Source organism: Candidatus Pelagibacter sp. PS_31, assembly GCF_059417865.1.
Genome location: NZ_CM182069.1, coordinates 1,153,988 through 1,178,021 on the forward strand (window position 1 = coordinate 1,153,988; position 24,034 = coordinate 1,178,021).

The following is a 24,034-nucleotide window of genomic DNA, read 5'->3' on the forward strand; positions in this document are numbered from 1 at the left end:
TATTTAAAGGGGTAATTAGCTTGTTGCAAGCATTTTTTTCAATTCAGCTATAGCTTTTGCTGGATTTAATCCCTTTGGACAAGCATTAGTACAATTCATAATAGTATGACATCTATAAAGTTTAAGCTCATCAGCTACTTTTTTTAGTCTCTCTTTTTTTTCATCATCTCTACTATCAACTATCCATCTATAAGCCTGAAGTAAAACTGCAGGACCTAAATATTTATCACCATTCCACCAATAACTTGGACAAGATGTTGAGCAGCATGCACACATGATACATTCATATGCACCGTCTAATTTTACTCTGTCTTCTTTAGTTTGTAATATCTCAGTGGTTTCAACTTTTGTATTTGTTTTTAGCCATGGCTCGATTGATTCATACTGTTTGTATAATCCACTTAAATCACCAATTAAATCTTTTTTAACTTTTAAATGAGGTAATGGATAAATATTTATATCACCTTCAATTTCTGAATGAGGCTTTGTACATGCTAAACCATTTTTACCATCCATATTCATTGCACAAGATCCACAAACTCCATGTGCACACGATCTACGATAAGCTAATGATGGGTCAATTTCGTTTTTAATTTTATTTAAAATATCTAATACTTTTGAAGGACAATTATCCATATCCACTTCATAGGTATCTACTCTTGGGTTTTCTCCATTTGAGGGATCCCATCTGTAAACATTTACTTTTCTAATATTTTTTGACCCAGTCTTATCTTGGTAATAGTTACCTTTTTGAACTTCTGAATTTTTAGGTAAATTTATTTGAACCACTAGTAAACTCTTTCTTGAGGTGGAAAGTATTGAACTTCATTTGTTAAAGTTGTTTTAGTAACTGGTCTATATCCAATTTTTGAATCTTTTCCATTGCACCAAGCAATAGTGTGTTGCATAAATTTTTCATCATCTCTTTTTGGGAAATCTTCTCTTGCATGCGCACCTCTACTCTCTTGTCTATTATAAGCAGAATCCACTGTTGTAATTGCTTGTCTTATCAAATTATCAAATTCCAATGTTTCCACTAAATCGGTATTGAAAACAAGTGACTTATCTTTTACAGAAATTGATTCCATTCCATCGTATGCTTTTCTAATATTATCAACACCTTCTTTAAGCGTTTTTTCTGTTCTAAAAACAGCACACTTTGATTGCATAGTTTTTTGCATTGAAAGTCTAAGTTCTGCAGTACTATTTTCACCATTAGAGTTTCTTAATTTATCAAATCTTTCTAAACATTTTTCTGTTTCAGTCTCTCCTATATCCTCGTGTGGAGTTCCTGGTTTTACAAGTTCTGCAGCTCTCTTGGCTGCAGCTCTTCCAAATACAACCAGGTCAATTAAAGAATTAGATCCCAATCTATTTGCTCCATGAACAGAAACACAGGCAGCCTCACCAATTGCCATTAATCCTGGAACTGTTTCAGAATCATTTCCTGTTAATACTTCAGCTTTATAGTTTGTTGGGATACCTCCCATATTATAATGAACAGTGGGCACTACTGGTATTGGCTCCTTAGTTACATCAACATTTGCAAATAATCTTGCTGCTTCCGTTATTCCTGGAAGTCTACTTTCAATAATATTTTTGTCTAAATGACTTAAGTGTAAATGAACATGATCCTGTTCTTTACCCACACCTCTTCCTTCGTTAATCTCAATTGACATTGATCTACTTACTACATCTCTAGATGCTAAGTCTTTAGCTTTTGGTGCGTAACGCTCCATAAATCTTTCACCTTTTGAATTAACTAAATATCCACCTTCACCTCTAACACCTTCAGAAATTAAAGTTCCGTGCCCATAAATTCCTGTTGGGTGAAATTGTACAAATTCCATATCTTGTAATGGTAAGCATGCTCTTAAAACCATTGCATTTCCATCTCCAGTACAAGTGTGTGCTGAAGTTGCAGAATAATAAGCTTTTCCGTAACCCCCTGTTGCAATTATTGTGCTGTGTGCTCTAAATCTATGAATTGTTCCATCATTTAAATTCCAAGCAATAAGACCTTTGCATTCACCGTCCTTCATTAATAAATCTAAAGCAAAATATTCAATAAAAAATTCAGTGTTATGTTTTAAAGCTTGTCCATAAAGAGTATGAAGTATTGCGTGTCCAGTTCTATCTGCAGCTGCACATGTTCTTTGAACAATTCCATTACCATAATTTTTTGTCATTCCACCAAAAGGTCTTTGGTAAATTTTGCCATCATCAGTTCTGCTAAATGGAACTCCATATTTTTCTAACTCTATAACAGCAGCTGGAGCTTCTTTACAAAGATACTCAATACTATCTTGGTCACCTAACCAGTCAGCACCTTTAACAGTATCATACATATGCCAACGCCAATCATCTTCACCCATATTCCCTAAAGATGCAGAAATTCCTCCTTGAGCAGCTGAGGTATGACTTCTTGTTGGAAATACTTTTGAAATGCAGGCTGTCTTTAAACCAGCTTCACTTAAACCAACAGCAGCTCTTAGACCTGATCCTCCAGCACCAAGTACGATGACATCGTATTCATGGTCTATTATTTTATATGAGCTCATTAGTTTAAATTCAATATTACAGTTATTGTTATAATTGGCATTATTATAGCAAAAATATTAAGTACTTTGTTTGCGGCATTTTTGATTTTTTCATTCTGAATATAATCTTCAAATACCTCGCTAATACTTAGGGCAGAAAAAAAGTAAGCAAATACTAGTGTTAAAGAAACTAAAATTTTAGATGGTTGAGTGGTAAAGAAATTAACAACCTCAATATAATCTTTATCAAAAATTGAAACTAAATTTAGAATAAACCAGATCATTAAAGGTACTAAAATTACTGAACTAATTTTCATGAACAGCCATTTTTTTGTTACAGAGTTCATTTTAAATAAAATTCCTTCCTAATAGATAAAATAGAATTGTAAAAAAAATAGATCCAAAAATTACCAACAAACCTGTAATCTTTGTGGTCTTTATTTCAAAACCATAACCAAGATCCATTACTAAATGTCTTATTTCACTCAATACCTGAAAGCTAAAAGACCAAGTTAAACAAATAATAATAAATTTTCCAAAAATAGATTGCAAAAATAATTTTGTTAGATCGTAGCTAGATTCTCCTAACAACAAAGAAAATATCCACAAACAAATTACTGTTATTGCAAATATATTAACTATTCCTGTAATCCTATGAGAAATAGAAACCAAAGAAGATATGTGCCATCTATAAATTTGAATGTGTGGTGATAAAGGGTTGTTATTATCCATTATTCTTCCTAATTAAAAGCTCAGCTATTTCTACTGCATTCAGTGCAGCACCTCTTAATAAATTATCTGATACTATCCACATATTGAGTGTATTTTTTTTTGTTTTATCTTCTCTAATCCTAGAAATATAAGTTTCATTTTTACCTTCTGCCTCTAAAGGAGTAATGTAGCCTCCATCTTCTCTTTTATCATACACCTCACATCCCTCTGCACTATCTAATAAAGAGTGTATTGTTTGTAAGCTAAATGGTTTTTCAAATTCAATATTTACAGATTCAGCATGAGAAACTAGCACTGGAATTCTTACGCATGTTGCAGTTAGCTCAATTTTGTCATCTAAAATCTTTTTTGTTTCGTTAACCATCTTTAATTCTTCTTTTGTGTAACCATCATCTGCAAAAACATCTATGTGAGGAATTGCATTAAATGCAATTTGTTTAGTAAAATTTTTAGAATTTATTTTCTTTTTATCTAATGATAATTTAGTTTGTTCAATCAATTCATCCATTGATGCTTTACCACCACCAGATACGGATTGATAAGTTGATATAACTACTCTTTTTATATTAAATTCATCATGTAAAGGTTTTAGAGCTATTACTAATTGTGCTGTAGAACAGTTTGGATTAGCAATAATATTTTTTTTTAAAACATTAATTGCTTCTGGATTCACTTGTGGAACAATTAAAGGTACATCTTGATCCATTCTGAAAAAGCTAGAATTATCAATTACTGTAGTATGTTTTGCTGCTTTTTCTGCATATTTTTCTGATATTTTTCCACCAGCTGCAAAAAAGGTAATTTCAGCTTTTGAGAAATCATAAGTCTCTAAGTTAAAAATCTCATGCTCCTTACCATTAAAATTTACTTTTTGACCAGCACTCCTTGGAGAGGCAACTAAAAATAATTGGTCTATTGAAATTTTTTTCTGCTCTAATACTTCGAGCATTTTTCTTCCAACATTACCTGTGGCTCCTACAATTGCTATATTCATGATATTATTTTACTTTTATACTAGATGAAGGGTAAATCACAAACGTTTCCATTAATGGTACTATCGTTTATTTGAATTTTAAAGCCTTGAGATGCTTCCCAGTGGGATTTCTTGATCATTGCTATGCCTATAACCTTTTGAAAATGAGGTGAATAACAAGCCGATCTTAATTCACCAATCACATTATCATTTTCATCATATATGTTTTTTGATCCAGTAAGACTAATTTCTTTTATATCAATTTTAACTCCCCTTAATTTTTTTTGGGGTCCTTTTAATTTTATTTCTTTCAATTTTTCTTTTCCTAAAAAATTTATATCACTATCTAAGCTAACATATTGATCAAAACCACATTCAAATGGATTGTCGTTATTATCAAAGTCATTACCATAAGATAACAGTGCACTCTCAATTCTCTCTATTAAATTCGGACATCCTGGCCCTACATTAAATTCTTTTCCAACTTCAAAAAGATGGTCATACAATTTTTGTCCTGACTGTGTGTTTTCAACGTATACTTCATATCCTCCTTGTTTAGACCATCCTGATCTAGCTATAAGGTGCTTTGTGCCTTCAAAATCAAAATAATCAAACCCAAAGAATTTTAGCTCAGTAATTTTTTTTCCAAAAACTTTTTCCATTAACGCAAAGGATTTTGGACCTTGTATTGCCATAATATCAACTACTGGTTCTACAATTTTAACATCAAATTTGTGTCCTGATGCTAAGCCTTTGGCAAAAAAGATTACATCCGAATCTGCTATTGATATCCACCATTTATTTTCATCAAGTTTTAAAACAACTGGGTCATTAACTAAATTTCCATTTTCATCTATTATTGGACAATAATAACATCTGCCTATTTTAGATTTTGATAGATCCCGACATGTCATCAATTGTACTAACTCTGCCGAGTCTTTTCCTGATATTTCTACTTGTCTTTCTGCAGCGACATCCCATATCTGAACATGTTCTTTTAAATGTTTGTAGCTATTCTCTATTGATCCAAATGCAGCAGGTAACAACATATGATTATATATTGTGTATGCTGTAACTCCTTGCTTCTCTATTCTTGAGGTATAAGGAGTACTTCTTAATCTTCTTGATTTTGCTATTGAAAAATTTTTCATTTTTTTAAAAATTCAGAGATCTTTTCTCTCATTTCAAAAGCTTTTTCAAACATAATCATGTGTCCACAATCTTTTATTATATGAGTTTTTGAATTAAGAACGAGCTCTGCAAATTTCTTACCTTTTTCAATATTGACCATCTTATCTAGCTCACCAAAGATAAATAATGTGGGACACTTGATTGACTTCAAAGCCTCAGATCCATTTTTATAATTATTACAAGCTATAAGATCGATGGCTAAAACTTCTCTAATATTTCTTGGAGAATTAATAATTTTTTCCACAGGATTACCTCCAATGAATTTTTTATAATTCTCATAGCTCCATTTCATCATTAACTGAACTGCTTTATCATCTCCATTTTCAGCAAGATCAATTAAATCTTGATTAACAGGCATTCTGTAAGAACCACCTATAAATATTAAATTTTTAACTCTTTTAGAATGCCTTAATGAATATTCCAATGCTTCCAAACATCCTTGGGAATGACCTATTATTGTTAATTCAGAAACATTAAGTTTTTTAAAAACTTTTTCTAACCAATCTGAAATTTCTTCTATTGATTTTAAACAATCACCTTCAGAATTTCCATGTCCAGGTAAATCTATTGCTAAAACATTATAATTTTGATTTGATAAATACTGTTCTGTTAAGGACCAAACAATGTGTGAGAGACCACTTCCATGCAGCAAAACTATTGTAGATTTTTTTTTATCAATACCTTGGCCTGAATCTGATGCAAAGACTTTTTTGTTGTCTACTTGAAAGATCAACTTAATTCCTTAACTTTCTTTCTAAGTTCAAATTTTTGAATTTTTCCTGTTGAAGTTTTTGGTAAATCACAAAAAATAACACTCTTAGGAAGTTTAAATCCTGCCAATGTTTCTCTACAAAAATCTATTATTTCTTTTTCTGTTGCTGGCTTATCTTTAATTAATTCAACAAAAGCACAAGGTGTTTCTCCCCATTTTTCATCTGGTTTAGCAACTACAGCTGCTAAAGAAACTGAAGGGTGTTTTGCAATTGCATTTTCAATTTCTATTGAAGAAATATTTTCTCCTCCAGAGATAATAATATCTTTAGATCTATCTTGAATTTTTATATATCCATCAGGATGGGTCACAGCTAAATCTCCTGAATGAAACCATCCACCTGCCATTGACTTATCTGTTGCTTCTTTATCCTTGTAATATCCCTTCATTACAATATTCCCTCTAATCATAATTTCACCCATAGTCTTTCCATCTTTAGGTACTGGCTTCATTGTTTCTGGATCCATTACAATAGCGCCCTCTGTGTTTGGGTAACGTACACCTTGCCTTGCTTTGATTTCATTCTTTTTATCTTTTTCTAAAGAATTCCAATCATCATTCCACGCACACTGCAACATATGACCATAAGTTTCTGTTAATCCATAAACATGCATAACCTCAAAGCCAAGATTTTCCATTTTTTCAAAAATAATACTAGGTGGAGGTGCACCTGCAGTTAAAACATTGACTTTTCTTTTTAAGGCTTTTTGATCTTCCTTAGGAGCATTAACAATCATATTTAAAACTATTGGAGCTCCACCAAAATGTGTTACTTCATATTTATCAATTAGTTCAAACATCTTTTTAACATCAATATTTCTTAAACAAATTACTCTTGCGTGCAGCATTGCTAATGTCCAAGGATAACACCAACCATTGCAATGAAACATTGGGACAACACATAAAAAATTTAATTTGTTAGGCATATTCCAAGCTGTAACACTACCTGTTGCCATCAAATATGAGCCTCTGTGATGATAAACTACTCCTTTTGGGTTTCCAGTAGTTCCTGACGTGTACCCTAATGAAATCGCTTCCCATTCATCTTTTGGTTTTTTCCATTCATAATTTTCATTACCTGTGTTTAAGAAACTTTCATACTCAAGTTCACCTATTTTTTTAAAAGAACTTGTGTCTATGTCCTGGTCGTCAATATCAATAATTGTAATTTTATTTTTAACATTTTTTAAAGCCTTCTCAATTACATCATGAAATTGTCTATCTACAATTAAAACCTTTGCATCACTATGTTGTAAAATATAACTTATAGTATTGGGGTCTAGTCTTGTATTGATTGCATTAATTACTGCCCCCACCATAGGTATTGAATAATGTGCTTCAAAAATTTCTGGTGTATTGAAAGCCATTATAGAAACTGTATCTCCAATTTTCACACCCAATTTATCTAATGCGCTAGCAAACTTAACACATCTTTTATAAACTTCTTCCCAAGTATACGACCTACTTTCATAAACTAAGGCTTCATAATTTGGATATATATCTTTAGTTCTTTCTAAGAATGTTAAAGGAGAAAGAGGAACATAATTAGCCTCATTTTTATCTAAATTTGTATCGTAATGACTCATATTAACTAAATTTAAAATTCATTATATAGTCACTTCCTGATGTGGCTGTTTTAAAATGACTTTCGGCTCTTGGTAAAACTCTTTTAAAATAAAAATTTGCAGTCTGTATTTTATCTTCATAAAAGTCTTTGTTTTGTTCATAATCTTTAAAACTTACCTCTAAAACTTTTATCCACGCATGTGCTATGGACACAAACCCCAATGCTTTTAAATAGTCATTGCATGCTGCGCTTGCATCGTCTTTTGAGTTTTGCACTTTTTCTTTAATCCAATCAGTAAAAGTAGATAATATCTCTAGATGCGTTTTTAATTCTTTTATAAAAGGTTTTAATTTTTCATTTTCAGTACTGCAATCATTCTTGATCAGTTCCAAATATTTATCGACTATATCACCATTTTTATTTACCAATTTTCTAAAAACTAGATCAGCTGCTTGGATAGAATTTGTTCCCTCATAAATTGGGGTGATTCTATTATCTCTATATAATTGCTCTATACCTTGATCTTTCGTATAGCCATAACCACCATGAACCTGCATAGCCTCACTGGTTATTTCCATTCCCATATCACTAAACATCGTTTTAACCACAGGTGTCATTAACGACACAAGATCTGAAGCTTCTTGTTTAATTTTTTCATCTGGGTGATAAAGGCTAACTTCTGTTTGTTGAGACAGCCAAAAACATAAAGCTCTTTCGCCTTCAATAATAGATTTCATATTAAGCAAAGATCTTCTAATATCTGCATGTTCAATTATAAAATCTGCTCCATTAGTTGATTTTGTATTATTTGTTTTTCCTTGTTTTCGTTCTTTTGCGTAACTCAAAGAGTTTTGATAGGCAATTTCAGAAATCCCCAAGCCTTGAATTCCTACAACAATTCTCTCTAAATTCATCATAGTAAACATTGCGTTTAAGCCTTTATTCTTTAATCCGATCATATAACCAGTTGCATCATCAAAATTTAATACACATGTAGCAGAACCTTTAATTCCCATTTTACTTTCGATAGACCCTGTAGAAACTCCATTTCTAGCTCCAATAGATCCATCTTCATTTACTAAAAATTTAGGTACTAAGAATAAACTTATTCCTTTCGTGCCTGCTGGTGAGTCAGCTGCTCTTGCAATAACTAAGTGGATAATATTTTCAGTTAAATCTTGATCACCTGATGTAATAAAAATTTTCTGTCCACTTAACTTAAAAGTTCCATCAGATTGCTCAATAGCTTTAGTTTTTAAAAGACCTAAATCAGTTCCACAAACTGGTTCAGTAAGGCACATCGTACCACTCCATTTTCCTTCAACCATTTTTGGAAGGTATTTTTCTTTTATTTCATCTGTAGCGTGATGAGAAATACAATTATATGCACCAATACTTAACTCACTATAAAGTTTAAATGATAAACTTGCAGATGATAACATTTCGTCAAAAAAAGCACTTACGGTTTTTGGCATTCCTTGTCCTCCATATTTTGGATCACAAGAAAGTGAAGTCCAACCATCTTCTATATATTTAGAATAAGCTTCTTTGTAGCCTGGCGGTGTTCTAACCACACCATTCTCTAGAACTGTTGGATTTTCATCACCTGATTTTGCTAATGGTAATATTAAGTTTTGATTAATCTTGGCTGCTTCTTCTAAAATATCTTTTACTAATTCTGAATTAACCTCTTTATACTTTTCAAGATCATTATAATTTTTATTATTTCTTAATTTATCAAAAAGAAACATCATGTCTTCGACTGGAGCAGTATAATTTGGCATTCCAGAACTCTAGAATAATTATTTAATTATTGCAATTTTGAAATGATTGCATCACCCATAGCTGATGTTGATACTTCTTTTTTTCCCTGAGAAAGAATATCTTTTGTTCTAAGACCATCATTTAAGACATCTTGCACAGCTTTTTCTAAAGCATCAGCTTCACTATCTAAATCTAAAGAGTATCTTAAAGCCATTGCAAAACTTAAAATTGAAGCTATTGGGTTTGCAATTTCTTTTCCAGCAATATCCGGTGCAGAACCATGAATAGGCTCATACATAGCTCTCATTTCTCCATCTTTATTTTTTGCACCTAAAGAAGCAGATGGTAATAAACCTAGAGATCCCGTTAACATTGAGGCTTGATCGGAAAGCATGTCTCCAAATAAATTATCCGTAACAATTACATCAAACTGCTTTGGGTTTTTTAATAATTGCATTGCACAATTATCAGCAAGCATATGACTTAATTCTACATCTTTATATTCTTTGTCGTGTAGTTCTTGAACTTCTTCTTTCCAAAGTTGTCCTGCTTCCATTACATTTGACTTTTCACATGAAGTAACTCTATTTGATCTCTTTCTTGCTAAATCAAAAGCTACTTTTGCAACTCTAACTATTTCGCTAGTTGTGTATGAATGGGTATTAATCCCTTTTCTTTCACCATTTTCTATTGGCTTAATTCCTCTTGGTTCACCAAAATAAATTCCACCTGTTAATTCTCTAACTATCATAATATCTAATCCAGACACGATTTCTGGTTTTAAGGTTGAGGCATCAACTAATTGTTCAAAACAAATTGCAGGTCTTAAATTTGCAAATAGTTTTAATTCTTTTCTTAATTTTAATAAGGCTCTTTCAGGCTTTTTTGAAAACTCTAAATTATCCCATTTTGGTCCACCAACTGCACCTAACATAACAAATTCACTTTCTAGAGCTTTGTAAAAAACTTCATCCGTGATTGGTGTCCCATGTTTGTCATAAGAACAACCTCCAGCTAAATCTTCATCAATTTCAAAATCTAGAGATTTATTTGAATTCAACCATAAAATAACTTTTTTAACTTCTTGAATAACCTCAGGTCCAATACCATCCCCAGGAAGAAGTAAAATTTTTCTTTTTTTAATTTTTATCATTAAATATCCATGGTTTATTATTTTTTAGATTTTCTTCAAAAGTTATAATTTTTTCTTTTTTGGCTAACGATAGTGCAATATCATCAAGTCCTTCTAACAAACATTTTTTCTTAAAAGGATCAATATCAAATTTGATTTCACTATTTCCAAAAATTATTTTTTCTTCATTTAAGTCTATTGAAATTTCTTCTTTTCTTTTTGAATACTCTGATAATTCTTTTATTTTTTCTTCTGGCAGAGTAATTGGTAAAATTCCATTTTTGAAACAGTTGCTGTAAAAAATATCAGCATAACTAGAGCTTATCACACATGTTATTCCAAAATCTAGAAGTGCCCAAGGTGCATGTTCTCTTGATGAGCCACAGCCAAAATTTTTTCCTGCAATTAATATTTTTGATTGATTGTGAGGTTTTTGATTTAGAATAAAATCTTTAATTTCATTTCCATTATCATCATATCTCATTTCAAAAAATAAGTTTTTTCCTAACCCTGTTCTTTTAATCGTTTTAAGAAATTGTTTTGGAATAATCATATCTGTATCAATGTTCACTATTGGTAAATATGCTGGGATACTAGTAAGTGAATTAAATTTTTGCATTTTAGTTTTGATACTTTCTAACATCATCTAAGTTTCCAGAAATTGCAGCCGCAGCTGCCATTCCAGGACTTACTAAATGTGTTCTTCCACCTCTACCTTGTCTTCCTTCAAAGTTTCTGTTTGAAGTTGAGGCACATCTTTCTCCTGGTTTTAATTTATCAGCATTCATGGCAAGACACATTGAACAACCTGGTTCTCTCCATTCAAAACCTGAAGCTATAAATATTTTATCTAAACCTTCCTGCTCAGCTTGTTCTTTAACCAAACCTGAGCCCGGAACAACCATTGCCTGAACATGTGACGCTTTCTTTTTATCTTTTAATATTTTGGCAGCTTCCCTTAAATCCTCAATTCTACCATTTGTGCAACTTCCTATGAAAACCTTATCAATCTTAATATCTGTAGCTAGTGTATCAGCTTTTAAGCCCATATAATTTAATGATCTTTTTAAAGAGTTCTTTTTATCTTCATCTTGTTCATTTTTAGGATTTGGAACTTTGCCATCTATAGTGATTACATCTTGTGGAGAGGTTCCCCAAGTAATCATCGGTAAAATATCTTCTGCAACTAAGTTGATTTCTTTATCAAATTTAGCTCCATCATCAGTTTTTAAACTTTCCCAATATTTCATAGCCTTATCCCAATTTTCATTTTTTGGAGACATCGGTTTACCCTTTAAATATTCAAATATTTTTTCATCAGGAGCAATTAACCCTGCTCTTGCTCCTCCTTCAATAGTCATATTGCAAATAGTCATTCGTTGCTCTACGCTTAAAGATGAAATTAGACTGCCGGCATACTCAATAACTGATCCTGTTCCTCCCGCAGTTCCAATATTTCCTATAATTTGTAAGATTACATCTTTAGAGGTAACTCCAATAGGAAGTTTTCCGTTAACATTGATTCTAAAATTTTTTGCTTTTTTTTGTACTAATGTTTGTGTTGCTAGAACATGTTCTACTTCTGAGGTCCCAATTCCAAATGCCAAAGCACCAAATGCACCATGTGTTGCTGTGTGGCTATCTCCACAAACAATTACTGTACCAGGTTGTGTAAAACCTTGTTCTGGACCAATTATGTGAACAATTCCTTGTCTCTTGTCATTCATTCCTAAATATTGAACTCCAAATTCCTTACAATTGCTTTCTAAGGTATCTACTTGAATTTTAGACTCTGCATCCGCTATTCCTTTAGATCTGTCAGTAGTTGGAACGTTATGATCTGCAACTGCTAGTGTTAAGCCAGGTTGTCTAACTTTTCTATTAGAGTTTCTTAATCCTTCAAAAGCTTGTGGACTTGTCACTTCATGTACTAAATGTCGATCAACAAATAATAGTGTGGTGCCATCATCTTGTTGATCTACTAAATGATCATTCCAAATTTTATCGTAAAGAGTTAAAGGCATTGAAAAAAAAATTATTTTTTTTCTTCTGATTTTTCTATTTTTGGTTCTGCTTGAACTTCTGCTTGTTTTACAGGTTCTGCTTGAACTTCTGTTTGCTTTTCTGCTTCTACAGCTACTGGTGCTAAAGTTTCTTCTGTTACCATTTCTGGTTTAACATCAACTTCTATACCAATTTTTTTTCTAATTTTTTCTGCAATTCTAGCTGATTTACCTGTTCTGTCTCTTAGGTAATATAATTTTGCTCTTCTAACTTTACCATGACGGATAACTGTAATTGTATCTATAACTGTGCCATATAGTGGAAATGTTCTTTCAACACCTTCACCAAATGAAATTTTTCTAACTGTGAATGAAGAATTTATATCTCTGTTTTTTCTAGCTATACACACACCTTCAAAATATTGAATTCTATCTTTTTTACCCTCTGTAATTCTAACACCAACTTTTATTACATCTCCTGGAAAAAAATCTGGGATTTTCTTCTCAGATAGTATTTTTTTAACGTTTAGTTGATTTATTTCTTCAATTGTTTTCATATTAGTATTTATCAAGTTAATTTTTCTTATATTTTTCCCATAAATCTGGTCTTCGGACGCGTGTTATAGCCTCTGATTGTGATAAACGCCAGTCTTTAATTTTGTTGTGATCTCCTGATAATAGCACTTCTGGAACACTTTTTTCCTCCCAAATTTGAGGTTTTGTGTATTGAGGATACTCCAAAAGTCCGTTCTCAAAACTCTCATCAGTCTTTGATTGTTCATTTCCCAAGACACCTGGAAGCAATCTTAGAACACTATCTAGTACAACAAATGCTGCTGTTTCACCTCCAGATAAAATAAAATCTCCTATGCTAAGTTCTTCTATATTCCTTGTAGATAACAACCTTTCATCAACACCTTCAAAATGACCACAAATTAAACTAATAGATTTTTCTTTAGACAGTTCTAGTGCTAATTTCTGATCAAGCTTTTTTCCTTTTGGTGATAAATAAAAAATTCTTTCTCCTTCTTTTTTATTTTCATCAAGAGATTTTGCTAAAATGTCAGCTTTCAACAACATTCCAGATCCACCTCCAAAAGGGGTGTCGTCTACTGTTTTATGTTTATCCTCAGCGGCCTCTCTAATATTTATAACTTTTAAATCCCAAATTTTATTTGTTAAAGCTTTTCCATATAGCCCTTTATTTAAAGGGCCAGGAAAAAAATCAGGATAGAGTGTGAATATCTGAGCTTGCCACATGAATCTAACTACTTAGCTTCTTCCTTTGGAGCTTCTGCTGCTGCTGGTGCTGCTTCTGCTTTAGGAGCTTCTTCCTTTGGAGCTTCTACTGCTGGTGCTGCTTCTGCTTTAGGAGCTTCTGCTGCTGCTGGTGCTGCTTCTGCTTTAGGAGCTTCTTCCTTTGGAGCTTCTACTGCTGGTGCTGCTTCTGCTTTAGGAGCTGCTGCTGGTGCTGCTTCGTCTCCTTCTTTTTTTCTTTCTTTTTTAGGAATAGCTTTACTTGGATTACTACCGTTTGCAGGCATTGCTATAATACCATTTTCACCTAAAATTCTTGCAACTCTAGTAGTTGGTTGAGCACCTTGACCTAACCAATATTTAATTCTTTCTGCTTCTAGTCCTACTCTTTCTTTTTTATCTTTTGGTAAAAGTGGATTAAAGAATCCTACCTTCTCAATAAATCTTCCATCTCTTGCACGACGACTGTCAGCTATAACTACTTTATATACTGGTCTTTTCTTTGTTCCACCTCTTGATAGTCTTATTTTTATCATTTTTTTTCCTTTTTTTATTTAAGTTGATTTAGTAGCTCTGGAGGTATTCCTTTATCAGACATACCCTTCAGGTTTCCTTTTGACATCTTCTTCATCATTTCAGACATCATTTTAAATTGCTTAAGCAATTTATTGATAGTGGCCGCATCTGTTCCAGAGCCATTAGCAATTCTTTTTTTCCTAGAACCATCTATGATTTTAGGATTTCCTCTTTCTTTTTTGGTCATAGACAAAATTATTGCTTCGTTTTGAGTAATAATACTTTCATCAATTCCCGCAGCATCCATCTGTGACTTCATCTTTGAAACACCTGGCATAAATGACATTATTCCTTCTATACCACCCATTTTTTTCATTTGTCTTAGTTGGGATAGATAGTCCTCCATAGAAAATTGTCCTTTTTTCAAATTTTCTTCGGCTTTTTTTAAATTTTCTTCACCAAGATCTTCTGCTGCTTTTTCTACAAGGGAAACAATATCTCCCATTCCTAGTATTCTATTTGCTATTCTATCTGGATGAAAAACTTCTAAGTTTTCTATTTTTTCTCCTACCCCTAAAAACTTAATTGGCACTTGAGAAACATATTTCATACTAAGAGCTGCTCCACCTCTTGCATCACCATCGGCTCTAGTTAAAACAATACCTGTTAAGTTTACCGTATTTTTAAATTCTTTTGCAACTTCTGCAGCAACTTGCCCTGTTAAAGAATCTGCAACTAAAAATGTTTCAGTTGGATTGATTATATTCTCTATTTGTTTAATTTCGCTCATCATCTGAAGGTCAATTTGAGTTCTACCAGCTGTATCAAACAATATAATTTCTGCTCCATTTAAGCTTGCAGCACTAACTGCTCTTCTACAAATGTCTGCTGGTAATTGTCCTTCAATTATAGGAAGTGTTAAAATATTATTTTGTTCTCCTAAAGATCTTAATTGTTCTTGGGCAGCAGGCCTGTAAACATCAAGGCTAACCATCATTATCTTTTTCTTTTTATTTTTTTCTAAGTATTTGGCTAATTTTGCTGTTGTTGTAGTTTTACCAGAACCTTGAAGACCAACTAGCATCATTGGAACTGGCGGAACTGCATTTAAATTAATATCTGTGTTGCTTTCGCCTAAAAGGCTTACCAGTTCATCATAAACAATTTTAATAACCATATCTCCTGGTGAAGTTGATCTGATTATCTCTTGACCTAATACTTTAGGTTTAACTTTTGTTATAAAATCTTTAGCTACATCTAAAGAGACATCAGCTTCTAAGAGGGCCTGCCTAATAGCCCTTAAACCCTCATCTACTTGCTTTTCATCAAGTGAAGGTGCTTTTTTTAAAGAAGAAAAAATTTCTTCGAATTTATTTGTTAAGTTTTCAAACATATTTATTACGCACAGCAGTTTCGCACTAGTGGGCGAATATCGCTGACTAGTGTTGATCTCTTTGTTTCCAAAGACACCACAAATTTAACGTTTTTGTGGAAACTAAATCAACCTATAATAGAGGTTCAAAAAGTCAATAAATAAGTTAAATATCTGTATATGGATATTAAAGCATTTAAAATGGATGGTTTAGGCAATGATTTTGTAATTATTGATCAAAGAAGCCAAGATTTTAATTTAGATAAAGATCAAATAATTAAGATATGTGATCGTAGTTTTATTGGATGCGATCAACTCATCCTAATTAAGAAAAATAAAGAAATAGATGCAAATATAGAATTTTTTAATTCAGATGGAAGCATATCTGGCGCTTGTGGAAATGGCACTAGGTGTGTGGCAGATCTTCTATCAAAAGAAAGTGGTAAAAAAGAAATAACGCTCTTAACAACTTCTGGCTCACTAAAATCAAAAATTTTAGGAAATAATTTAGTCGAGACTGAAATTGGTATACCAAAAGTTAATTGGCAAGAAATTCCATTAAGTAAGCAGCTAGATACTCAAGACTTAAAAATTGAAATTATAAATAGAAATAATACCAAACATATTGGTGGAATAGCCATAAATGTAGGCAATCCGCACATAATTTTTTTTGTAGATGATATTGAAGCATTTGACTTAAAAAATATTGGTCCGAAAATTGAAAATCATCCTCTATTTCCTGAAAAATGTAATGTGACCCTGGCCAAAGTTATAAATAGAAATTTAATAAAAGTAAAAGTTTGGGAAAGAGGAGCTGGACTTACCAAGGCTTGTGGTACGGCAGCTTGTGCAACAGCTGTTGCAGCTAATATAAATAATCTAGTAGAAAAAACTACAGATATAGAGTTTGCATTAGGTAGTTTAACAATTTCTATTGATGAAAGAAATAGCATTCATATGAAAGGACCTGTGTCTGATATTAAAAATATCAACATTAAGTTATAATGGGAATTTTTGATAAATTTAAAATTGGTTTTAAGAAAAGTGCTTCTGCATTTACATCTGGATTAAGAGATATAATTGTAAAAAAAGAAATAGATGACAAAACATTAGATCAAATTGAGGAATATTTGATTCAATCAGATGTCGGTCTTGGTGCGGCTGAAGAAATTAAAAAAATTATTGCTCAAGAAAAAATTGACCCCAAAAAAGATATTATGCATGAGGTAAACTTAATTCTTAGAAACTATATAGTTGCTTTAATGAAACCTTTGGAAAATGAGAATTTTTTTAATAAAAAAGAAAAACTTAATGCAGTCCTAGTATCGGGAGTTAACGGGGTTGGAAAAACAACAACTATTGGAAAAGTTGGTAAAATTTTAAAATCTAATGGTAACAAGGTTATGTTTTCTGCCTGTGATACGTTTAGAGCAGCTGCTATAGAACAATTAGAAAGTTGGGCTATTAAAATTGATGTGCAAATTACAAAATCTACTCAAGGATCTGATCCAGCATCAGTTGCCTACAAGGCAATAGAAGAGGCATTAAAGAACGATTTTAACCATGTTTTGATCGATACGGCAGGGAGATTACAAAATAAAAAAAATTTAATGGAAGAATACAAAAAAATTGCCCATGTAACAAAAAAAATAGATCCAGATGCTCCTCACGATGTAATCCTAATACTTGACGCAACCTCTGGCCAAAATGTTATCAGTCAAGTTGAAGAGTTTAACAAAATTATACCTCTTACTGGTTTGATAATGACAAAATTAGATGGTACTGCAAAAGGAGGAATTTTATTAGCCCTTGCTAAAAAATATAAACTTCCAATAATCGCTCTTGGACTTGGTGAAAAAGAAGATGATTTACAAATTTTTAATGCAAAAAAATTTGCAGAAGCATTTACTCAAATTAATTGATTAAATTATTCGAGATTAAAGGTTTATAATAATTACATTTATAATTTTCTTTTAATTGTGAGTGACCACAGTTTTTTGCGATCGATGAAATTATAAATTCAAATTTTCCACTAGAAGGATATTGATTTAACTTTTTATTAGTAATATCGAATTGAAAATTTTTATTAATATTTTTAATAGCACTAATCATAATTAGTGTATTATTATCTTTTAATAAATAATAAGCAAAATCTTCTGGGAACACTGGAAAATCATACTCTTCTAAAAAAAATTTAGCCTTTGAAGGAAACCACTCGTATGAAATTAGAGGAAGTGAAGTTTTTGTTTTATAGTTATAGATATAAAGATCCTGAGGAAAATCAGTTATATAATTAGATTCTTCACCTCGTGCTAAAATAGGTTTTTCTCTAGTTTTAAAATAAAGACTAAAATTTTCATCATGTGAATTCATCTGACCTATATGAAAAAAATTATCTGCAGAATAATCTTTTTCGTCTGCATAAGTAAAATTAGCTACAAAGATTATAATAAATAAAGTCCTAACAATTTTTTTCATACTTATTGTATAAATATGAAATTTGTAAATTATTTGTTTAGATTGTGGCTTAATTTATTTAAACTTTTCTCTTAACTATATATACCCCACCAAAAACAAGGGCTGTCCCTATGTAATGATAATATTCGAGCTGCTCATTAAAGAATAAAACTCCATAAATGGCACTATAAACTGTAAAAATGTAAAGAGTAAAACCAGTTATAGATGCCCCAAGTTTTTTTTGCGCCATTGTGTACAAGGTAAAAGCTATAATTCCCGGTGAAATAGCTGCAAATAAGACCCACATAAAAAAATCAGAATTAAATACAGTTCTTACAAAAAAAGCCTCTTCGATTAGATAAAATGGGAGCAAGCTAACCACTCCAAAAAATGCAATCAAAGTAAATCTATCAAAAATTTTTAGATTAGTTTTCCAATAAAATAGATAGATAGAATAAAGAGCCCAACCTATTGCAGAAGCTAGCATCCAGAGGTCACCAATTGTGAATTTCAGACTAATTAATAAAGATAAATCACCTTTAATAATAATGGCAAAAACACCTATTAAACATGAAACTAGTCCAATAATCCTAAGAAGATTGATTTTTTCTTTAAAAAATAAACTTGAGATTATGATTATAAAAATTGGAGAAGAGGAATATATAATTCCCATGTTGGTAACCGTGGTTGTTTGACCAGCTAAAAATGGAAAAGCTCCACAAACTCCACAACCCATCGATCCAATGAAAAATATTCTTTTATATTCTTGTTTTACAAACTTAAAATTTTTTTTTAAAGAACTGTAGGTAAATGGTAGTAATATTAAAAAAACTGCAGTCCATCTCCAAAAAGCTAAAGATATTGGAGGAACATACTCAACCCCACCTCTTGCAACGATTAAGTTGCTAGCCATAAAAATTGGTTGAATAAATAATAATAAAAAAGGTAAATAGCTATTTTTAGAATTATTCACTTAAAGGAAGATTTAATTCTTATCGAAAAAAGCTTCGTAGAACATCATAAAAATTGCTACTGCCATTAAAATATATACTGGTAATATATCCCAAAATCCTATCATTGAAGATCTAGTTAAAGTTGTTGCAAGACCTATAAGAAATAATGTTGCAAGACCTGATCCTAATAGAGTTGTTATTTTATTTAGCATATTTTTTACAATTTTTTTCTAGCCAGTTAGCTACACCTAGAAATCTTAAATCATCTAGCTTGTCTCCAATTAACTGTACACCTAATGGTAAATTATTTTCTCCAACAAGTAAAGGTAATGAAATAGATGGTAGACCCATATAAGTCCAAACAGTGCAAAATTCTGGACTTCCAGTACTCTTAAGACCCTTAGGTGCAACCCCTGCTGATGATGGAGTTAACACCCCATGATAATCTTCAAAAACCTCTTTATAAGACTCATAACTTCTCTTCATAAAATCTATCGCTTCAGCATATTCTTTGGCTGAGTATTTTAGTCCTCTTTCAATTGCACTGACCATTTCTTTAGAAAGATGTTTTTTTGATTTTTTATAATAACCTTGAAAATTATTTGCCATATCTGTTTCATGAATTATTTTATGGTATTTTGGAATGTCATCAAAATAAGAGGGGGTATCAAATACTTCAATATTTTTTTTAAAAGTTTTTAAAAAGAACTCAAAAGAGTTTTGTGATTCTTTATCAATATTTTTCCAGTTTTTAGTTTTATAAAAAATAAATTTTGGCTCATATAGTGGTCCTTTTTTACAAACATTTAACATTTCATCTGCCGCATAATGAATAGTTGATGAATCGTATAAATCTTTTTTAATTAATGATTTTGCAAACAGGGCAACATCTTCAACTGTTTTTCCAAATACTCCAATGTGATCTAATTTATCAGACTGTCTCATCACTCCGCTTCGTGAAATCAATCCATAAGATGGCTTATAACCAACAACTCCACAGTAGGAAGCGGGTCTAATAACTGAACCATTAGTTTGTGATCCAATTGATAGTGGCGCCATATGTGCTGCTATAGCAGCCGCAGATCCACTTGAAGATCCTCCAGGTGTTCTTGAATTATCATGTGGGTTAGTAGTTTTACCTGGGTGAAAATATGCAAGTTCAGTTGTTACAGTTTTTCCCATAACAATCGCACCTTCAATTTTAAGTAGATTAACAACTTCAGAATCTTGTGAGCTTGGCATTTTTTTTCTAACAGGAGAGCCACATTCTGTAGGCATTTCAAAGGTACCTATTATATCTTTAACTGCAATTGGTAGGCCGTGCAAAGATCCCAATGGTTTTCCTGATTTTCTGTATTCATCCGCCTCTGCCGCTTTTTCTAAGAGCTTTTTTTTATCAAAATATTCCCAAGCCTTTACATCTTTTTCAAATTTTTCAATTCTTTCAATATATTGTGTACAAACTTCCACAGATGAAATTTGACCAGATTTTAAGTGTTCAGCCAATTTATTAGCTGTGACTGTAAATATATTTAGCATTTAAATTTATCTAGTTTGCAAATAATGTTTCTGGCAGCCAAAGAGCAATGCCTGGAAACATGTACATTAAAAACATTGCAAATATTACTATTCCTAAGAATGGCATAATTCCTGCAAATATTTCCATTAATTCAACATTCTTCTTTTGAACACCTTTTAAGTAATAGGCTGACATTGCCATAGGAGGCGTTAAAAATGATGTTTGTAAATTTAGAGCGATTAACATTGCAAAGAAATATGGATTAACATCAAACACCTCAAGTAAGGGTAAAAATATTGGAACAAATATAATTAGAATTTCAGTCCATTCTAATGGCCATCCTAAAAGGAAAATTATTACTTGAGTAATAATTAAAAATTGCCAAGTTGATATTTCAATTGATGTAAAAAAATGTTCAAAAATTTCATGACCACCTAGATAAGAAAATACAGACGAAAAAGTCCAAGAACCAATGAATAACCACATAATCATTGCTGTAGTTTTTGCTGTTAGAAAAACAGACTCTTTAAAACTTTGCCATTTAAGTGTTTTGTAAAACCAAGATAACAATATAGCACCAAATGCTCCTGCTGCTGCTGCCTCTGCTGGCGTTGCTATACCTGCTAAGATTGTTCCAAGAACTAACATAATTAATCCAAAAAGAGGAACAAAAGAAACTAATACTTCTTTTAAAATTTCAGCTCGTGGCGGAATATCTTCTGCTCTTGGCTTAGGTGCAATTGATGGTTGGAGCCAAGCTCTACCTACTGCATAAACTATATAAAGTCCTGCAAGTAAAAGTCCTGGAAAAATCGCTGCAGCAAATAATCTCAAAGGAGACAACTGAGCTATTACTGAATAAACAATTAACATAATACTAGGTGGTATTAAAATACCCAAACATCCACCCGCACAAATTACTCCTGAAGCAAATTTTTTATCATATCCTGCTTTAACCATTGCAGGCCAAGCAAGTAGACCCATTAAGGTTACAACGGCTCCAATAATTCCTGTGGCTGTAGAAAATAAAGTACATGTTATTAGAGCAGCTACTGCCATCGAAGCTGGCAATCTGTGAGCTGCAAGTCTTATTGCAAAAAATAATTTTGATACAATTCCAGCTCTTTCAACTAGATACCCCATAAATAAAAATAGTGGGACGGCGGTGAGCACGTTATTATCCATAACGGTATAAGTATTTTTTACAAATAAAGAAAATATCCTATTATCAAATATGTGATCCATTAAAGCAGGATCGTAATAAGCATAATATCCAAAACCTATTCCCATAGCCATTAAGGTGAAGGCAATTGGAAAACCTAATAGCACAGCAAATAAAAATAACCCCATCATGAAGATGGCAACTTCTGGATTTGTTAAACTAAATAACATCTTTTTGATCCTCGTCCTGCGCTGTTCTCATTAAAATTTGTTCTGTTTCTTCTGCAACAACCATTCTTGCTGGCCAATGTCCAGTTTTAATGCAAATAATTGCTCTAAATACTTCAGCTATTCCCTGAATAACTAAAAATACTCCCGCAGCTGGTATTAAGGATTTTACCATATAAATATTAATTTGTGCTGGGCTACTCCAACTAGTTTCTTTTATCTTCCAAGCAAGTGCAGCATATTCATAACCATAAAATGCTAAAGACACGACACCAGGAAAAAAGAAAATAAAATAAAGTACTAAATCAATATAGCCTTGTGTTCTTGGTTTAAATAATCTGTAAATTACATCTCCTCTAACATGAGATTCAGTTGCTAAACAATAAGCACCCGACATCATTAATATTGCACCATACATCTGCATGCTAAAGTCAAAATTCCAAAGTGTTGGCTTATTAAATACATAGGCCATCATAACTTCATAACAAGTTCCACCCATCAAAATAACTATACACCAAGAAAAAGCCTTACCTATTGAGGTGCTTAACGTGTCAGCTAATTTTATGTAGGCTCTCATCATGATTTGAATAGGATACTCTAATTTTGTTAAAAACTGTACTATAAAAAAAAGGGGGCCGAAACCCCCTTCTTAAATTATTAAAAAGTTAATTAGATTTTAACTTTTCCAATTGGTCCAAACTCATTTTCATAAGCTAGTTTGTAATTAGGCTGATTCATCAGCAAGTACTTCATTACTTTCTTAGCATATGCTTTTTGAGAGTCGATTACCTTCTTGAAGAATGCATCTTTTGCAGAGAATTCTCCAACAATTTTATCCCAACCTTTTAACTGTTCAGCTAAAATGGCATCAGACGTTTGGTAAACGTTAACCTTATGTGTGTTCATCAAATCAGCTAAACTGTCAGAATATCTAACAAGCGCTTTGAAGTAGTTATCTGTATTCGCAGCATAAGCAGCGTTTTTTAAGATAGCTTGATGAGCAGGTGAAAGGCTGTTCAGTCTCTTCGTGTTCATAGGAATTTCAAACATCTCTTGAGATTGGTGGAAACTTCCTAAGTGATAGTGTTTAGAGACATCTTGCATTCCAAACTGTGAGTCTGATGTTGGGTTGTTAAACTCAGCAGCATCAATCAAACCAGTTTTCATTGCTGGTTGAATCTCACCACCTGGTAATTGTCTTACGACCATTCCCATAGCAGTTAAAACGTTAGTCGCTAGACCAACTGTTCTATACTTCATACCTTTAACATCAGATACTTTAGTTACGTTCTTTTTGAACCAACCAAAAGGTTGTGCTGGCATAGGCATATGAAAGAAACCTGTGTAGTTAAATCCAACACTAGCTACTGCTTCTTCATATAGTTTTCTTCCTCCACCATACTCCATCCATCCCATAACTTCTTGAGATGACATTCCGTATGAAGGACCAGTTCCAAAAAGTGAAGCTGCAGCGTTTTTACCGTACCAATATGCAGTCACCCAGTGACCCATATCAACGATTCCATCACTTACCGCTGCTCCGATTTCTGAAGTTTTAACGATTGCGTTTACAGGCTGAAGATCAATTTTAAGTGATCCACCTGACATATCGCTAACCATGTTACAGTAGTCTTGCGCCATTTCAAAAAAGATGTTTGCGCCTGAAGGCCAAGCTGCTTGCATCTTTAATGTAACGTGTCCGTCTGCAGTTGCAATATTAGGCATTGCTACAGCTGTGGCTGCTGCTGCACCTGTAACTGCTGCTGCCTTAAAGAACTTACGTCTTGAAGGTGTTGTAGCCTTCAAAGATTTTTTATCTTTAATCATTATTTCTCCTCTATTAGTATTTGTTAATTAACAATGTGAACTTAATTATAATTGAGCTTAGGAGTCTAGG

General features: G+C 32.3%; 25 protein-coding genes. 2 read left to right on the forward strand and 23 right to left on the reverse strand.

Translation table 11 applies throughout. The features are described from left to right. Positions 1-15: 15 nt before the first annotated feature. Genes AC5SLN_RS06090 through ffh form a run of 16 tightly spaced genes read right to left on the reverse strand, consistent with a single transcriptional unit; the run spans position 16 to position 15,840 of the window. A complete protein-coding gene (locus AC5SLN_RS06090) occupies positions 16-789 on the reverse strand; it encodes a succinate dehydrogenase iron-sulfur subunit (RefSeq protein ID WP_011281565.1) in 774 nt (257 codons plus the stop codon). Further along, on the reverse strand, positions 789-2,561 hold the full coding sequence (gene sdhA / locus AC5SLN_RS06095) for a succinate dehydrogenase flavoprotein subunit (RefSeq protein ID WP_494593253.1): 1,773 nt from the start codon (positions 2,559-2,561) through the stop codon (positions 789-791). Before sdhA ends, AC5SLN_RS06090 begins: the two co-directional genes overlap by 1 nt. Further along, complete coding sequence (gene sdhD, locus AC5SLN_RS06100) at positions 2,561-2,887, reverse strand: succinate dehydrogenase, hydrophobic membrane anchor protein (RefSeq protein WP_018413620.1); 327 nt, start codon at positions 2,885-2,887, stop codon at positions 2,561-2,563. Before sdhD ends, sdhA begins: the two co-directional genes overlap by 1 nt. A 1-nt stretch (position 2,888) precedes the next feature. Continuing rightward, positions 2,889-3,272, reverse strand: a complete 384-nt coding sequence (gene sdhC / locus AC5SLN_RS06105; protein ID WP_494593255.1) for a succinate dehydrogenase, cytochrome b556 subunit — start codon at positions 3,270-3,272, stop codon at positions 2,889-2,891. Then, entirely contained in the window at positions 3,265-4,266 is a 1,002-nt protein-coding gene (locus AC5SLN_RS06110) for an aspartate-semialdehyde dehydrogenase (RefSeq protein WP_271564582.1), read from the reverse strand. Before AC5SLN_RS06110 ends, sdhC begins: the two co-directional genes overlap by 8 nt. Before the next feature lie 20 nt (positions 4,267-4,286). Further along, the gene (locus AC5SLN_RS06115) at positions 4,287-5,396 is read right to left on the reverse strand and encodes a dimethylsulfoniopropionate demethylase (RefSeq protein WP_494593256.1); all 1,110 of its coding nucleotides are present in this window, start codon (positions 5,394-5,396) and stop codon (positions 4,287-4,289) included. Then, positions 5,393-6,169, reverse strand: coding sequence for an alpha/beta fold hydrolase (locus tag AC5SLN_RS06120; RefSeq protein WP_494593258.1), 777 nt, complete (start codon positions 6,167-6,169; stop codon positions 5,393-5,395). The genes AC5SLN_RS06115 and AC5SLN_RS06120 overlap by 4 nt, the downstream gene beginning before the upstream one ends. After that, complete coding sequence (locus tag AC5SLN_RS06125; RefSeq protein ID WP_494593259.1) at positions 6,166-7,794, reverse strand: acyl-CoA synthetase; 1,629 nt, start codon at positions 7,792-7,794, stop codon at positions 6,166-6,168. The genes AC5SLN_RS06120 and AC5SLN_RS06125 overlap by 4 nt, the downstream gene beginning before the upstream one ends. A 1-nt stretch (position 7,795) precedes the next feature. Beyond that, complete coding sequence (locus AC5SLN_RS06130; protein WP_494593261.1) at positions 7,796-9,559, reverse strand: acyl-CoA dehydrogenase C-terminal domain-containing protein; 1,764 nt, start codon at positions 9,557-9,559, stop codon at positions 7,796-7,798. 26 nt (positions 9,560-9,585) lie between these two features. Beyond that, entirely contained in the window at positions 9,586-10,692 is a 1,107-nt protein-coding gene (gene leuB / locus AC5SLN_RS06135; RefSeq protein WP_006997659.1) for a 3-isopropylmalate dehydrogenase, read from the reverse strand. Beyond that, a complete protein-coding gene (leuD, locus tag AC5SLN_RS06140) occupies positions 10,679-11,290 on the reverse strand; it encodes a 3-isopropylmalate dehydratase small subunit (RefSeq protein ID WP_011281572.1) in 612 nt (203 codons plus the stop codon). The genes leuB and leuD overlap by 14 nt, the downstream gene beginning before the upstream one ends. Before the next feature lies 1 nt (position 11,291). Beyond that, entirely contained in the window at positions 11,292-12,695 is a 1,404-nt protein-coding gene (gene leuC, locus AC5SLN_RS06145; protein ID WP_494593262.1) for a 3-isopropylmalate dehydratase large subunit, read from the reverse strand. An 11-nt stretch (positions 12,696-12,706) separates the two neighbouring features. Beyond that, on the reverse strand, positions 12,707-13,231 hold the full coding sequence (gene rplS / locus AC5SLN_RS06150; protein ID WP_494593264.1) for a 50S ribosomal protein L19: 525 nt from the start codon (positions 13,229-13,231) through the stop codon (positions 12,707-12,709). Positions 13,232-13,247: 16 nt separating this feature from the next. Continuing rightward, on the reverse strand, positions 13,248-13,934 hold the full coding sequence (trmD, locus tag AC5SLN_RS06155; protein WP_494593266.1) for a tRNA (guanosine(37)-N1)-methyltransferase TrmD: 687 nt from the start codon (positions 13,932-13,934) through the stop codon (positions 13,248-13,250). 8 nt (positions 13,935-13,942) lie between these two features. After that, a complete protein-coding gene (gene rpsP, locus AC5SLN_RS06160; RefSeq protein ID WP_494593268.1) occupies positions 13,943-14,467 on the reverse strand; it encodes a 30S ribosomal protein S16 in 525 nt (174 codons plus the stop codon). 14 nt (positions 14,468-14,481) lie between these two features. Then, the gene (ffh, locus tag AC5SLN_RS06165) at positions 14,482-15,840 is read right to left on the reverse strand and encodes a signal recognition particle protein (RefSeq protein WP_494593270.1); all 1,359 of its coding nucleotides are present in this window, start codon (positions 15,838-15,840) and stop codon (positions 14,482-14,484) included. A 159-nt stretch (positions 15,841-15,999) separates the two neighbouring features. Here ffh and dapF point away from each other — a divergent pair, with 159 nt between their 5' ends. Together dapF and ftsY are read left to right on the forward strand one after the other, a co-directional pair. Continuing rightward, a complete protein-coding gene (dapF, locus tag AC5SLN_RS06170; RefSeq protein WP_494593272.1) occupies positions 16,000-16,824 on the forward strand; it encodes a diaminopimelate epimerase in 825 nt (274 codons plus the stop codon). Further along, entirely contained in the window at positions 16,824-17,741 is a 918-nt protein-coding gene (ftsY, locus tag AC5SLN_RS06175; protein ID WP_494593274.1) for a signal recognition particle-docking protein FtsY, read from the forward strand. Before dapF ends, ftsY begins: the two co-directional genes overlap by 1 nt. On the opposite strand, the gene AC5SLN_RS06180 is transcribed toward ftsY, so the two are convergent. The 7 genes from AC5SLN_RS06180 to AC5SLN_RS06210 form a co-directional block, all read right to left on the reverse strand. Beyond that, the gene (locus AC5SLN_RS06180; protein WP_494593276.1) at positions 17,734-18,297 is read right to left on the reverse strand and encodes a hypothetical protein; all 564 of its coding nucleotides are present in this window, start codon (positions 18,295-18,297) and stop codon (positions 17,734-17,736) included. The two genes, ftsY and AC5SLN_RS06180, sit on opposite strands and share 8 nt — an antisense overlap. A gap of 58 nt (positions 18,298-18,355) precedes the next feature. Then, positions 18,356-19,249, reverse strand: a complete 894-nt coding sequence (locus AC5SLN_RS06185; RefSeq protein ID WP_011281578.1) for a DMT family transporter — start codon at positions 19,247-19,249, stop codon at positions 18,356-18,358. Between the two features lie 12 nt (positions 19,250-19,261). Next, on the reverse strand, positions 19,262-19,441 hold the full coding sequence (locus AC5SLN_RS06190; protein WP_271625844.1) for a hypothetical protein: 180 nt from the start codon (positions 19,439-19,441) through the stop codon (positions 19,262-19,264). After that, positions 19,431-20,768 carry an amidase gene (locus AC5SLN_RS06195; protein ID WP_494593279.1) on the reverse strand — a complete coding sequence of 446 codons (1,338 nt, stop codon included), beginning with the start codon at positions 20,766-20,768 and terminating at the stop codon, positions 19,431-19,433. The genes AC5SLN_RS06190 and AC5SLN_RS06195 overlap by 11 nt, the downstream gene beginning before the upstream one ends. A gap of 10 nt (positions 20,769-20,778) precedes the next feature. Next, complete coding sequence (locus AC5SLN_RS06200) at positions 20,779-22,140, reverse strand: TRAP transporter large permease (RefSeq protein ID WP_271564573.1); 1,362 nt, start codon at positions 22,138-22,140, stop codon at positions 20,779-20,781. Continuing rightward, positions 22,130-22,714, reverse strand: coding sequence for a TRAP transporter small permease subunit (locus tag AC5SLN_RS06205; protein WP_011281580.1), 585 nt, complete (start codon positions 22,712-22,714; stop codon positions 22,130-22,132). The genes AC5SLN_RS06200 and AC5SLN_RS06205 overlap by 11 nt, the downstream gene beginning before the upstream one ends. Positions 22,715-22,806: 92 nt before the next feature. Further along, on the reverse strand, positions 22,807-23,964 hold the full coding sequence (locus AC5SLN_RS06210) for a TRAP transporter substrate-binding protein (RefSeq protein WP_494576746.1): 1,158 nt from the start codon (positions 23,962-23,964) through the stop codon (positions 22,807-22,809). Between the last annotated feature and the right edge of the window lie 70 nt (positions 23,965-24,034).

Excerpts from the sequence above, each read along its gene's own strand:
- sdhA (WP_494593253.1), bottom strand. The coding sequence starts at position 2,561 with ATGAGCTCATATAAAATAATAGACCATGAATACGATGTCATCGTACTT.
- sdhD (WP_018413620.1), bottom strand. The coding sequence starts at position 2,887 with ATGAACTCTGTAACAAAAAAATGGCTGTTCATGAAAATTAGTTCAGTA.
- sdhC (WP_494593255.1), bottom strand. The coding sequence starts at position 3,272 with ATGGATAATAACAACCCTTTATCACCACACATTCAAATTTATAGATGG.
- AC5SLN_RS06110 (WP_271564582.1), bottom strand. The coding sequence starts at position 4,266 with ATGAATATAGCAATTGTAGGAGCCACAGGTAATGTTGGAAGAAAAATG.
- AC5SLN_RS06115 (WP_494593256.1), bottom strand. The coding sequence starts at position 5,396 with ATGAAAAATTTTTCAATAGCAAAATCAAGAAGATTAAGAAGTACTCCT.
- AC5SLN_RS06125 (WP_494593259.1), bottom strand. The coding sequence starts at position 7,794 with ATGAGTCATTACGATACAAATTTAGATAAAAATGAGGCTAATTATGTT.
- AC5SLN_RS06130 (WP_494593261.1), bottom strand. The coding sequence starts at position 9,559 with ATGCCAAATTATACTGCTCCAGTCGAAGACATGATGTTTCTTTTTGAT.
- leuB (WP_006997659.1), bottom strand. The coding sequence starts at position 10,692 with ATGATAAAAATTAAAAAAAGAAAAATTTTACTTCTTCCTGGGGATGGT.
- leuD (WP_011281572.1), bottom strand. The coding sequence starts at position 11,290 with ATGCAAAAATTTAATTCACTTACTAGTATCCCAGCATATTTACCAATA.
- leuC (WP_494593262.1), bottom strand. The coding sequence starts at position 12,695 with ATGCCTTTAACTCTTTACGATAAAATTTGGAATGATCATTTAGTAGAT.
- rplS (WP_494593264.1), bottom strand. The coding sequence starts at position 13,231 with ATGAAAACAATTGAAGAAATAAATCAACTAAACGTTAAAAAAATACTA.
- trmD (WP_494593266.1), bottom strand. The coding sequence starts at position 13,934 with ATGTGGCAAGCTCAGATATTCACACTCTATCCTGATTTTTTTCCTGGC.
- rpsP (WP_494593268.1), bottom strand. The coding sequence starts at position 14,467 with ATGATAAAAATAAGACTATCAAGAGGTGGAACAAAGAAAAGACCAGTA.
- ffh (WP_494593270.1), bottom strand. The coding sequence starts at position 15,840 with ATGTTTGAAAACTTAACAAATAAATTCGAAGAAATTTTTTCTTCTTTA.
- dapF (WP_494593272.1), top strand. The coding sequence starts at position 16,000 with ATGGATATTAAAGCATTTAAAATGGATGGTTTAGGCAATGATTTTGTA.
- ftsY (WP_494593274.1), top strand. The coding sequence starts at position 16,824 with ATGGGAATTTTTGATAAATTTAAAATTGGTTTTAAGAAAAGTGCTTCT.
- AC5SLN_RS06180 (WP_494593276.1), bottom strand. The coding sequence starts at position 18,297 with ATGAAAAAAATTGTTAGGACTTTATTTATTATAATCTTTGTAGCTAAT.
- AC5SLN_RS06190 (WP_271625844.1), bottom strand. The coding sequence starts at position 19,441 with ATGCTAAATAAAATAACAACTCTATTAGGATCAGGTCTTGCAACATTA.
- AC5SLN_RS06195 (WP_494593279.1), bottom strand. The coding sequence starts at position 20,768 with ATGCTAAATATATTTACAGTCACAGCTAATAAATTGGCTGAACACTTA.
- AC5SLN_RS06200 (WP_271564573.1), bottom strand. The coding sequence starts at position 22,140 with ATGTTATTTAGTTTAACAAATCCAGAAGTTGCCATCTTCATGATGGGG.
- AC5SLN_RS06205 (WP_011281580.1), bottom strand. The coding sequence starts at position 22,714 with ATGAGAGCCTACATAAAATTAGCTGACACGTTAAGCACCTCAATAGGT.
- AC5SLN_RS06210 (WP_494576746.1), bottom strand. The coding sequence starts at position 23,964 with ATGATTAAAGATAAAAAATCTTTGAAGGCTACAACACCTTCAAGACGT.